This is a genomic window from Streptomyces sp. NBC_00289 (assembly GCF_041435115.1).
Lineage (GTDB): Bacteria > Actinomycetota > Actinomycetes > Streptomycetales > Streptomycetaceae > Streptomyces.
Window position 1 is genome coordinate 521,467 of the sequence record NZ_CP108046.1, and the last position, 12,061, is coordinate 533,527.

Genomic DNA, 12,061 nt, shown 5'->3' on the forward strand with positions numbered 1-12,061 from the left:
ACCATGCTCATGACTCGCCGCCTGGCCCGCGCCACTGCCCACGGCCGGACGGTCAGGACGCCGCGTCGGCAGCGGACGGCACTCGCGGCCTGAACCGGCCTGACGGTGAGGAGGCCAGCCAGCCCCGCTCAACGAGCCGCTTCGCCTTCGACCGCATCCCCTCGATCTTCGCCGGCACCAGCTCGAGCCCGAGCCGGGCCGTCATCTCCTTCGCCTCAATCCCTCCCTATCATCGGGGAGTTCGGCCTCCAGCAGCTCCACGATCCGCCGGTAATCCGGCGCGAGCGCCACCGCCGTCATCCCCTCTCGCCACCGCTGCACGACCGACCCGGCAACCGCAGCCCTCGCCCGCCCCGGCCGGCGGCTCCGGCGCCCCCTCCTGGGCAGACGCCTCCGCGGCAGCGCCCGGCGCGGCCAGGGCCTCGGCCAGCTCGACCCGGGCGATCACCCGACGCTCCAACACCGCCTCCGCTTCGGCGAGTTCCGCGAGAATCCGGTCCGCTTCCGCCTGAAGCCCCTCCGCCCGCACCCGGGCAGCCGTCTCACGTTCCTCCAGCAAACCCATCACCGATGTCACCGGCCATCTCCGCACCGCGAGAACGATCTGATCGCCCGAACCCTCCCGCAACGACGCCCGAACCATGCCTGAGCAGCAGAAACTCAGCGAACACATCCGGAAAGACAACGGCTTCTAAGCCGTACCGTCACGGTCTCCACATCAGCATCCTCGAGCCCGAACCACAGCTACCCACAGTCACAGGACGACCGTCACACCCCGCCGAGACACCCTCTGCGGGTCGTTGGGCGGTGCCTCACCAGATCAGGCACCAGTAATTGCGGCTGGTGCCTATGCCGATACGGCCGCCTTGTGGGACCAGGTCAGGGTCAGGCTGGCCGACAGCTGCCATCGAGCACACTGGGTCCCCGACAGCGCCAACTGCGGCCATTCGCTCAGCGGCAGCCACTGCGGCCGGCGATGTATACCACGTCGTGATCATCGGCTCATGGCCGTCGGTCGCCGGTAGCGCGGATGGCCTGGCTTGTCTTGGTGCCGTCGCACTACGTGAGGGCTCGGAGGATATGAAGCGAGTTGCTGTCGGTTTTGCTCTCGGCGTCCACACGGCCGACGAGTCAACTGCTGTCCGGCGGGGCGTCAGCCGGTCGCTTGGTGGTACTGGCTGTCGGGGATGGCTCATCGTCGGTTTCGGCGCAGGTATGTCCGTTGTCGGTCCTGCCTTATCTGAAGCCCTTGGGTGAGGCGTCCAGGGCGGCAAAGGATTCAAGGTTGGCACAGACAGATTGGCCGAGGCCGACGGCGTCGGGTCGGGCGTGCCGCCGTCCTGCGCTACCAGTGTCCACACGCCAAGGCCCCCCATGGCGAGCACGGCGACACCACCCGCGATCCAGGGGACCCGCCGCGGCGGGCGTCGGTGACGGCTCATGGCATTCACTGTCCTCTGCGATGAGCCGCCCCTCAAGCCCTGGGCGGACAACCTCCCCCGGTATCGCGACCTCATCTCGGCGTGCCGAGGCGTGCCCAACTGTTCGCCACCTACAGGAAGCACTCGCGCACGTCGTGGGTGCCGCCGGGCAGGGCGGGCGAGATCCACAGCAGCCTGCCGTCATCCGCGGTGATGACCTGCAGGTTCACGCCCTCGCGGTGGCTTTGCCGGAGTAGTGGCCGGCAGCGGCCACCCGGTCGGTCTCCGCCGAGGGGTGCGGACCCTCGGTGAGCGCACCGCCGCCAAGCTCAAAAAACGCTGGCGAGCGCTCAAACGCATGACCCTCACCCCCTGCCAAATCAGCGACATCACCCGCCCTCGCCCTCGCCCTCGCCCTCGCCCTCGCCCTCGCCCTCGCCCTCGCCCTCGCCCTCGCCCTCGCCCTCGCCCTCGCCCTCGCCCTCGCCCTCGCCCTCGCCCGAACCTAAAATCAGATCCGTTGAGACCGCAATAGACAATCGCAGCCCAACCTCGTCCTTTATGAGTCCTCGTCGTCTGGCCAACGGGGACTCACTTTTGCGCGTTGCGGTCGTTTGTGAACCGCGCACGTGCGCCGCGCACCCTGCTGACCCACGGCGGTCACTAGGTCCGGTGGGTGAGTGCGGTGATAATCGTGGCGCCCGTGCTCGTCGTCGCTCCGGTGCAATGCCGAGGTGACGGGGGTGGCTGGGGGCCGCCGTCGCTATCGCGGACCTGTACCTGGCCGCCGGCTCGCGGTGGCACCCAATGCTAATAAGCGATGATTACTCAGGTAGAGGAGACATGGGAACTCGATAATCATTCGGTACATAGCCCTCCCCCTGACTAGGTATGCCTTGCGACTCCAATTGCGGCGCAATCGCTTCTTCAGCCTCTCGCGCCAAAGCCTGACGTCCGTAGCCCTCGTAGCATGCCTGTCCACCGCGGCGGCCGCGGGTTCACCGACCGGCATTTCCAGGCCGCGCGAGGACAAGCCGACTCCCGACACGAACAGCCCGCAAGCTGAGCCCCGGAGTGACGGCGTGTTGGACTTGCCGAACCTGAACACTGAGGGGAATGCGCCCAGCGGAACCGACACGGACCTGGGGATCCCCGCTACGGCCCTGCATGCATACAAGCGGGCCGAGCAATCCGTCGCGACCGCTGTCCCGGACTGTAACTTGAAGTGGGAACTCGTCGCGGCCATCGGCCGGATCGAGTCAGTGCACGCCTCCGGCTACGGGCTGCGCGAAGACGGATACACAGACAAGGCGATCCGCGGGCCTCAGCTGAACGGACAGCAGTTCGCACTGATCCGCGACACCGACGCTGGCGTGTGGGACGGCGACAGGCAGTACGATCGCGCGGTCGGCCCCACTCAGTTCATTCCCTCCACCTGGAAGCAGTGGGGCACTGACGGCAACGGCGATGGCAAGCGGGACCCGAACAACATTTACGACGCTGCGCTTGCTACCGGCCTGTACCTGTGTGCTGGCGACCGCAATCTGTCGACGTCCGAAGATCTCAAGACCGCCGTCCTCAGTTACAACCGCTCCACCCAGTACTACGACAACGTGTTGTCGTGGATGCGGACGTATGAGGGCGGGGGCGTTGCCGAGCTGCCGAACACTGGCACGGGTACGCGTTTGCCACATTTGCCAACGCTGCCCACTCCCCCGGTGAGCCCGTCGGCACCCAGCACACCCGCCATGCCGTCGGCACCTGGTGCGCCGCCTACACCCACAACACCAAGAACGCCGCCTGCCCCTCCAAAACGAGATGCCCCGGTGGAGCCAGAGCCTCCGACCAGGCCTACCACGCCTCCCCACACGACCGACCCGAAGCCCCCGAAACCCGTCCCCATCGGCAAGCTCACCCGAGTTGGGGCCTCCTCGTTCACAGCGGACGCAGGCACCGTCTTCCTGGGAAGAGCCAAGGTCATGGCTGTGCGCACCAACGGAAAGGCCGCAGCAGGACAGAAAATCCGCTTCGCCGTGATCGGTGACACCGATGCCCGTTTCACTGGTGGCCTGCGCACAGTGACCGTCACCACCAGCGCCCAAGGCGTGGCCATAGCCCCTTGCATCGAGGCTGGTGACCGCCCGAGCACGTTCACGATCCGCGCTCATCTCGTGAGCACACACATCGAAGGGGTGACTCCGGTCGCATTTGCGGGCACGGTCCTGCCTGCCGCGGACAAGCTGACTCGCACCAGCGACACGGCGCTGGAGGCTTCGTCCTCAAGTACGTTCGGCAAGGAAATCGGCTTCAAAGCAACGCTTAACGGTAAGGCTGCGGCTGGCGTTGCCCTGGTCGCTCGGGTTGTCGCTGACGGCGGTACAGAACCGGTCAGCGCAGGCCCTTACTTTAAGGACGCCAAGGACCGTCCACTTCGTACCTTGACACTCACCACGACCGGCACCGACGGGCTTGTCTTGCTGCCTGAGTTGTTTACGGACGAGAATGCGGGCGCCTACCAGCTCGTCCTGACCGCTACGAACGGCGTCACGGTTACGGTCGACTTGACCGTAACGGAGACGACCGCTACTCCGTCCCCACAGCCCTCTACAGCTCCCTGACGGACCTTTAGCCTCGATCTTCCTTGAGGGTCCGCCGACGGAGTCGGTGGGCCCTTTCCCTTTCCGGAGCGGGCTGGTGGGCAGGCCGGTGGCCCGGCTGTCGCGTCGGGTGGGCGCCGGGTTCCACTGCCCGGGGCGGGTGATGCTGTCGCAGAGACGGTGGGTTGTGTTTCAGCCGGGGTCGGGCAGAAGCGCGAGCTGTTCAAGAGCCGTGGTGATCTCACCGGTCCAGGGCCAGTGGCGGGCCAGGCGGAGGATGCGTCGCCGACCGGTGGTGACGAGCTGGCCGGCTGCGGTGAACAGGCGGAACCGCAGGCGACGCGGTTCCCAGAGCCTCGCCCGGCTGGTCAGGGCGAGCATCGGAATCCAGGCCAGCGGGTTCGGGTGCGATTTGGACGATCTCCAGCCAGACCCGGTTCTGGGTGGTGTAGTGCAGGGGCAGGTTGCGCAGGCCGGTGGCCCGGGCTGCCCTGATCCGGTCCCCGGCCCGTGCCCGGAGCCGGAGCCGGTGACGGAGCTCGAGCTCGGCGAGCGGCTCGTCAGGGATGTTGGTCGCGAAGCACGTGATCCGCATGCCGTCCGCGTCGGTGATCCTCAACTGGGCGTCGGGATAGGTCGTTCCCTTCGGACGATGAGCCGCATGCCCTTGGGCCAGCCGTCCAGGACCTTGCCGCTCGGCGATCCAGGCCCCGTCCCGGGCCTGACCGTCGGCCTCGACGGCCGGTGTCCATGCCGGGGCAGGGAGCTTCAGTACGTGTTCGTGGATCGCTTCGGTGATCACCATGCCGACCGAGTAGGACAGCCAGCGCCCGCGCTGGGCGAGCCAGGACACGAAGTCGTGGGTGAGGCTGATCCTTTGGAGTGGACACCCTGACAATGGGTCTTGATGGTCCGGAGAGGGGTGTCCGGGTGGGACGCAAGTCTCCGTGTCCGGAGGGGTTCAGGAAGGACGCGGTTGTGCTCTACCGCGCCGCGGCTGGCAAGCGGACGTACGCGGCGGTGGCCGCGGATCTCGGCATCACCGCGGAGTCGCTGCGGACGTGGGTGCGCAGGGACGAGGCCCAGGCCGTGCCCGGACACCGTGACGCGGGCGGGAGCGTGGCGGAGGAGCTGGCCCGGTTGCGGGCGGAGAACGCCCGGCTGCTCAAGGCCGAGAAGGAGTGGCATCTGGAGCGCGGGATCCTGCGCCGGGCAGCCGCCTATTTCGCTCGGGAGGTGAAGTGAGCCCCCACCGCTGGGACTTCATCTCCGACAACCGTGCCGGCTTCGGCGTCAAGCGGATCTGCCGCGTCCTTGGAGTATCCCGCGCCGGCTACTACCGGCACCTGGCGGCCGGGCAGGCCCGCGCCGAGCGCCAGGCCGAGGAGAAACGGACCGTGAGCGAGATCCGCGCTGTCCACGCCGGGCACCAAGGCGCCTACGGCGCCCCACGTGTCCATGCCGAGCTGCGTGCGAGGGGACGGAAGATCAACCGCAAGCGCGTGACCCGGACGATGCGGATCAACCACATCGTCGGCCGACACCTGCGAAAGAAGAAGCGGACGACGATCGCGAACAGGACCGCGCCGCCCGCGCCGGACCTGGTGATGCGCGACGTGACCGCGGACACGCTGAATACCCGGTGGTGCGGCGACATCACTTACACAGCCGTTGGCGCGACATGGCTCTACCGCGCCACGGTGATCGACATCTGCTCGAGGAAGGTGGTGGACTGGTCGATCGCGGACCACCTGCGCACCTCGCTGGTCACCGACGCGATCGAGATGGCCGTGGCCGCCCGCGGCGGCCGGGTCCACGGCGTCGTTTCCACACCGGCAGGGGCTCCCAGGGTGGATTCAACTGGTCGTCGCAACACCCTGATCTCGGAGGTGTGCGACGTGGCCACGGCGGACTGGAGTTTGAAGACCAGCGATGTTCCGGAGGGGCGGCGTCGGCAGTGGCGCGCTGACCGTGCGTTGCGGCCGGCGATGCGTTCGCCGGGGCGGCCTGATCCTTCTCGGGTCGTGCAGCGCCAGTTCTGGCGACTGATCGCCACGGGGGTCACGACGGTGGAGGCGTCGTTGGTGGTCGGCGTGTCGTGGCCGGTGGGTGCGAGGTGGTCGCGAACTGCGCCGCAACGCCGCCACGCGCGGCGGCAAGCAGGAATACCGCGCGACGGTCGCCCAGTGGAAGGCTCAGCAGGATGGCGTCCCGCGTGATGGTGTAGGCGATCACCGTGCGGGTGTGCGCGGGCGGGTGCCCGGGGCGTGCATCCGGTGACGGTCTCCGCTCCCTGCGCATGAGGCAGGCCACCGTGCAAATCTCCCTGGTGAACGGCCAGTTCAACCCTGGAGGTGCCCGATGGCCTTGTCCCAGTCTGACCTACAACGCCTGCTGGAGTCACTACGCACGGCGGACGGGATCGAGCTCGTCCGCAACGTCGCCGAGCGCATGCTGCAAGAGCTGATCGAGGCCGAGCTCAGCGGCCGGATCAGCGCCCAGTGGAACGAGCACACCGAAGCCCGCACCGCCTTCCGCAACGGCCACCGGGAGAAGACCTTGGCCACCCAGGCCGGCGATCTGGACCTGGCGATACCGAAGCTGCGCAGCGGCAGCTTCTTCCCAGCCTGCTGGAACGGCGGCGCCGCATCGACCAGGCGCTCTACGCCGTCATCATGGAGGCATACGTGCACGGGGTGTCCACCCGCTCGGTCGACGACCTGGTCAAGGCGCTCGGCGCGGACAGCGGAATCTCCAAGAGCGAGGTCTCACGGATCTGCGGTGACCTGGACGAACAGCTCACGGTCTTCCGCGGCCGGCCCCTGGATCACAGCCGCTTCCCCTACCTCTACCTGGACGCCACCTACTGCAAGGTGCGCGTGAACCACCGGATCGTCTCCCAGGCCGTGGTCATCGCCACCGGCATCAGTGAGGACGGCGGCCGTGAGGTGCTGGGTGTGATGGTCGGTGACAGCGAGACCGAAGCGTTCTGGAGCGAGTTCCTGCGCTCCTTGCGCGAACGCGGCCTGGGCGGGGTCCGTCTGGTCATCTCCGACAGTCACAGCGGCCTGGTGGCAGCGATCCGCAAGGTCATGCTCGGTGCCGCCTGGCAGCGTTGTCGTGTCCATTTCTTGAGGAATGTGTTTTCCGTGATCCCCAAGGAATCCGGGGAAATGGTCGCGGCGACCATCCGCACCATCTTCATCCAGCCCACCGCCGAAGCCGTCCATCACCAACTCGATGCGGTGGCCGACATGCTCGGGCAGCAGTTTCCCAAGGTCAGGCAGATGCTCCTGGACGCCAAGGAGGACCTGACCGCCTTCGCTGCCTTTCCCATCTCGCATTGGAAGAAGATCCAGTCTTCAAATCCCCTGGAGCGGATCAACCGCGAGATCAAGCGCCGCACCGACGTCGTGCAGGTCTTCCCCAACCCGGCCGCCCTCGAGCGGCTGGTCACCGCCGTGCTCAGCGAGATGCACGACGAATGGATCGCCTTCCCCCGCCGCTACCTGTCCGAAGGCAGCATGACTGCCATCTACGCCGCCGAACACGCCGACCACACCACCCATGCACTCCCCAACACCCCGAACACTACGGAGGATTGATCGCCTACACCATCACAGGGGACGTGACCCTCAGCAGGCGGCCAAGCGCCCGAAGAACGCGAAACTCCTGGGTAACGACCGGTTGCGTGAGTACGTAGAGGACCGGCTCGCCGGCAGCATCCGTCGCCCCGACAACATGACCGTCACCGGGCCCAAGACGCCCGCATGGAAAGGGCTGAACAAGCCGCACCGTCAGGACAGACGTTGGGCGACGGCATGGAGTCCGGAGCAGATTTCGCACCGACTCCGTGTCGACTTCCCCGATGATGAGTCCATGCGCATCAGCCACGAAGCGATCTACCAGGCGCTGTTCATCGAAGGCCGTGGCGCGCTCAAGCGGGAACTGGTGACGTGCCTGCGCACCGGCCGGGCGCTGCGGGCTCCCCGTGCACGGTCGCAGAACAAGCCGCAGGGGCATGTCACCGCGGACGTCGTCCTCAGCGAACGCCCCGCCGAGGCCACGGACCGCGCGGTCCCCGGACACTGGGAAGGCGATTTGATTATCGGGACGGGCCGCTCCGCGATCGGCACGCTTGTCGAGCGCAGCAGCCGCTCCACGCTCCTGGTGCACCTGCCCCGTCTGGAGGGCTGGGGCGAGAATCCGCCCGTGAAGAACGGCCCCTCGCTCGGGGGCTACGGCGCGATCGCGATGAACGCGGCGCTCACCACGTCGATGACGCAATTGCCTGAGCAGCTACGTAAGACCCTCACCTGGGACCGTGGGAAGGAACTCTCCGGTCATACCCAGTTCGCTCTCGATACCGGGACGAAGGTGTTCTTCGCCGATCCGCACTCGCCCTGGCAACGACCGACGAACGAGAACACGAACGGGCTGCTGCGCCAGTACTTCCCGAAGGGCACCGATCTCTCCCGCTGGTCGTTCACGGACCTCGAAGCCGTCGCCATGGCGATCAACAACCGGCCCCGCAAAGTCCTGGGTTGGCGGACGCCGGCCGAGGTCTTCGAAGAACAGCTACGCTCGCTGCAACAGCCCGGTGTTGCAACGACTGGTTGAACTCGCCCAATACAGTGCGGCCGCCTTCGCCGGGGTGTGCGGCCGGCACGGCATCCGGCGCAGCATCGGCCGGGTCGGCTCAAGCTATGACACCGCCCTCACCTGTCTGGAAGACCGTGAGCTTGTTCAGCGGTGAGTCTCCAGGGTGAGAATGGCTCTGGCGATTGACGTCATCCGGCTCGGGTTGCAGCGGGCTTTGCGGAGGATCCGCCAGGTCTTGACCGATGCGATGGATCTCTCGACAGGCCACCGCAGACGCGAGTGCGCCCGGTTGACGCATCTCTGTTTGACGGTGAGGTCTTTGCCCGGTCGTATGGGGCACGACGACGATGTCACCGGCGCCCTGGTAGCCGCGGTCGGCCAGGATCGGGATGCCCAGGCGGATACACGTAGCGATGATCCGGTGCCGTCTGGCCGCGGTCAGATCGTGGGTCCGGCCGGGCAGCGCGGGCGAGATCCACACCAGCGTGCCGTCCGGAGCGGTCACCACCTGCAGGTTCACGCCGTGCCGGCGGTGCTTTCCCCAGTAGTCCGCCCGGCCGTCGCCGGTCCGGTCGCACTCGGCGAGTGTCCCCTCCAGCAGCAGGTAGCGGGCGTCGGGGCGATCTCAGGGCCGCGGTCAGACCGGGCGCGAGCTCTGCGAGGTGGCCGATCACGGCGTGCACGTGGGCGTGTGCGGTGCCCAGGCTGATACCGAAGCCGGCCGCGAGCTGACACATCGTGATCGTCAAAGGCAACCAGAAGAAGCTCCGCAAGCAGCTCAGATCCCTTCCGTGGACAGAGATCCCGCTGCAGGGCCGTGTGAAGGGCATCGGCCACGGCCGCTCGGAGATCCGACGGATCAAGGTGGTCACGGTCAACGGCCTGCTCTTCCCCGGAGCCCGCCAGGCCGCCCAGATCAAGCGTCGCCGCACCGACCGCAAGACCGGCAAGACCACCATCAAGACCGTCTACGCCGTCACCAGCCTCACCGCTGAGCAGGCCGGCCCCGCCCAGCTGGCGGCCCTGATCCGTGATCACTGGCAGATCGAAGCCCTGCACCACGTCAGAGACACCACGTTCGCCGAAGACGCCTCACCACTGCGAACCGGCAACGCGCCCCGGGCGATGGCCACTTGGCGCAACCTCGCCATCGGCACCCTGCGGCTGGCCGGCGCCACCAACATCGCAGCAGCTCTGCGACACAACGCCCGCAACGCGGACCGCCCGCTCGCCCTGCTCGACCTCAAGTGATCACGAAACGGACACCCACCTACTTCGCCGAAGCCCTGACCCTTGGGCCAGGCTCGGTGGATGCATCCTTGATGCGGGCTGACCGCGAGCTATCCGGTCGACACCCAAACAGATTCCGCTCAAATAAGACGCTACACGTCTCGGATCATGCAAGTTATTCGGGACGTGCAGAGTTTTCGCTCTTGTTCGTCAACTATGACAACTTCGTAACTCGCTAGATTCCGGCCAAGATGGAGCGGTATGGCAATTCCGGTAACGAAGCCTGAGCTCGCTGCGCGGTGATGTGTAGCATTGACATCCACGCCCACTGCAGTTTTCCCAAGCCCAGCATGCAAGTGGCAACCAATGGTGCCCAAACTCTCAGCTAGAGCCACAGAAGCACCTCCGTGGAGTCGGCCATGCGGGGTCCTGTTGCCTTCCACAGGCATTGTCGCCACAATCCTGCGGATGGAAAGTGTAGTGAAAGTTATGCCCATTCGATCCGCAAATTGACCGCTCGTAACATCTGCAGGCAGTGGCTTTGCAGCGGAACGATTAAGCAGCTCCTTGGGCAGGCTGGCAGGTATGAGACCTCGCTGTTTTACCACGGTGCACAACTCCTGATCTTTTGTCAGCAGTATGAATGTCAGCTTCGATCGCTGTTAACGGAAATCAGTCAAGTTTTCTTGTGGGGATGCTTCAGTTACGCGCAGTGAAGGCAAGCTTGACCTGGAGCCGGAGCACGAACCCGCTCACCGACTATGCGGCCTATCACTGCAAGCCACTCTTCCACGGCATCGAGTTCCACAATGACGTATTGAGCCTTTTCATACTCCTCGGAGTGAACGGTCCTCTTAGGTCGATTTCCTGGCAGAACTCGAATCCCACGGAAGCAACTGTCACCCGATCGGCAGCCACTCTAAAAATGCCCATTCATTCTTTCGCCTGATTTGCACTCCGCAGACCCAACAGTGGGTCTAGTCGGTAGCTCAGCGAGTCCATACGCAGATGGCCAACGTGCGAGCTTTCCGGTGAGTGCCACAACGGCGGTCAGGAGGAGGGCTGAAGCTCACGCCGACGCTGAAGTTATGGGTGTTAAACACGCCGGTCGCCTTTCCCGGCTGGGGGGCACGTGCTCAAGCGGCAGAACGGTAACCATCAGACCGGGGATCAGCAGCACCGCGTTGGCGGGTCCGGCGAAACGGGGCGGTACGAGTATCGAGCCGGTCGAGGACGCAGGTGATCACATCGGTGCAGGATATAAGCCGCGAAGCGGAGGATGTGCATCCGAACCCCCAGCGGACCGGCACATCCTTTCCCTGCCGGCAGCACCACCCGGAGCCAGCCGTGGAACTTGGCGCCCACTCCACGAGCAAGAGGCACGTCAGCAAGCGGACGACCCTTGTGCAAAATCGAGGTTGCAGGTCGTCCGACTCAGAACCTTACTCGGGTTGTGAAGAATCGAATGCCTCCCCATTGGCCCCCTGAGTTCCCTGCGGGTTACATTTGAGTAGCCCTTGAATTCGCCGCAAATAACCAAGCCTACATAAACGAGAGCAGAAATTACCCCACCCCAGACCTCCACCTGGCGTACGATAAGATGATCCACATTCGCCGCAACACTTCATTTCCGCCCGACCAATCTACAGTATGGCAAACGTGACAGTGGGCGGCCTGGAGTCCACAGGCGAAACAATGCAAACTGAATTACAGCTCATTATAAACAGAACCCCCCCCCCTTCCACCCATGGTTGGTTTCCTATCGCGCTTTCGTATTAGATCACGGACGCTGTTGATGTAATTAAGCAAAAGCTACTCTATGGGGTCAGATCTGCCGGTCATCGCACCGCCGGTGAAAGATGTGGTCGACCGGAGTGGGGCGGGTCCGTGAGTCGGGTGATCGTTCTGATCTCGGCGAAGCTGAGGCGGATGAGCTGGGAGGGTCCGTTTCTGCAGCATCCGCGTCGAGTTAGCGGGCGCGGCAGGACTATCAGGCAGGCAGAACTGCTCCGGCCAGGGTCATGTGGCTGTGCCAGCCTGGAGAGCAGCAGACCTGGTAGTCGTCCAGACTGCACTCCTGCTTCGCGGTCGGGAACATTCCTACACGGCCCACCGACTGCTCTTCCGGGCGGCTGACGCTGCGGCGGGCGATCACCCAACGCCAGCGCTCGGGGCGGCGCCAACGGCGGACCTCAACTCGGGCCAGTGAGC

General features: G+C 65.5%; 4 protein-coding genes and 9 pseudogenes. 6 read left to right on the top strand and 7 right to left on the bottom strand.

Annotated features, from left to right (window positions below; all coding sequences use genetic code 11):
* Nucleotides 1–52: 52 nt before the first annotated feature.
* The 3 genes and pseudogenes from OG985_RS02830 to OG985_RS02840 all read right to left on the bottom strand — a co-directional run bounded on the left by OG985_RS02830 (nt 53) and on the right by OG985_RS02840 (nt 1,960).
* Nucleotides 53–205: a hypothetical protein gene (locus OG985_RS02830; RefSeq protein WP_371666674.1), complete on the bottom strand. Its 153-nt coding sequence runs from the start codon at nt 203–205 to the stop codon at nt 53–55.
* A 1,362-nt stretch (nt 206–1,567) separates the two neighbouring features.
* A pseudogene (locus tag OG985_RS02835) lies at nt 1,568–1,654 on the bottom strand (IS5/IS1182 family transposase); the annotation flags it as partial.
* Nucleotides 1,655–1,810: 156 nt separating this feature from the next.
* Nucleotides 1,811–1,960: a hypothetical protein gene (locus OG985_RS02840; RefSeq protein ID WP_371666675.1), complete on the bottom strand. Its 150-nt coding sequence runs from the start codon at nt 1,958–1,960 to the stop codon at nt 1,811–1,813.
* A gap of 681 nt (nt 1,961–2,641) precedes the next feature.
* Between OG985_RS02840 and OG985_RS02845 the strand changes: the two genes are divergently transcribed.
* Nucleotides 2,642–4,039 (top strand): lytic transglycosylase domain-containing protein, encoded by a 1,398-nt coding sequence (locus OG985_RS02845; protein ID WP_371666676.1) that lies wholly within the window; start codon nt 2,642–2,644, stop codon nt 4,037–4,039.
* A 171-nt stretch (nt 4,040–4,210) separates the two neighbouring features.
* On the opposite strand, the pseudogene OG985_RS02850 reads toward OG985_RS02845, so the two are convergent.
* A pseudogene (locus OG985_RS02850) lies at nt 4,211–4,883 on the bottom strand (transposase); the annotation flags it as partial.
* A gap of 65 nt (nt 4,884–4,948) precedes the next feature.
* On the opposite strand from OG985_RS02850, the pseudogene OG985_RS02855 reads away from it, so the two are divergent.
* From OG985_RS02855 to OG985_RS02870, 4 pseudogenes are all read left to right on the top strand, one after another.
* Nucleotides 4,949–5,867: pseudogene (locus OG985_RS02855) on the top strand (IS3 family transposase); the annotation flags it as partial.
* 70 nt (nt 5,868–5,937) lie between these two features.
* Nucleotides 5,938–6,220, top strand: a pseudogene (locus OG985_RS02860) (IS30 family transposase); the annotation flags it as partial.
* 159 nt (nt 6,221–6,379) lie between these two features.
* Nucleotides 6,380–7,623 (top strand): annotated as a pseudogene (locus OG985_RS02865) (IS256 family transposase).
* Between the two features lie 31 nt (nt 7,624–7,654).
* Nucleotides 7,655–8,638: pseudogene (locus OG985_RS02870) on the top strand (IS30 family transposase); the annotation flags it as partial.
* Nucleotides 8,639–8,764: 126 nt separating this feature from the next.
* Here OG985_RS02870 and OG985_RS02875 read toward each other — a convergent pair.
* A pseudogene (locus OG985_RS02875) lies at nt 8,765–9,360 on the bottom strand (transposase family protein); the annotation flags it as partial.
* Between OG985_RS02875 and OG985_RS02880 the strand changes: the two are divergent.
* Nucleotides 9,359–9,715 (top strand): annotated as a pseudogene (locus OG985_RS02880) (ISAs1 family transposase); the annotation flags it as partial. The pseudogenes OG985_RS02875 and OG985_RS02880 overlap by 2 nt on opposite strands.
* A gap of 287 nt (nt 9,716–10,002) precedes the next feature.
* On the opposite strand, the gene OG985_RS02885 reads toward OG985_RS02880, so the two are convergent.
* Both OG985_RS02885 and OG985_RS02890 read right to left on the bottom strand, forming a co-directional pair.
* Nucleotides 10,003–10,347, bottom strand: coding sequence for a hotdog fold thioesterase (locus tag OG985_RS02885; protein WP_371674235.1), 345 nt, complete (start codon nt 10,345–10,347; stop codon nt 10,003–10,005).
* 1,328 nt (nt 10,348–11,675) lie between these two features.
* A pseudogene (locus tag OG985_RS02890) lies at nt 11,676–12,053 on the bottom strand (hypothetical protein); the annotation flags it as partial.
* Between the last annotated feature and the right edge of the window lie 8 nt (nt 12,054–12,061).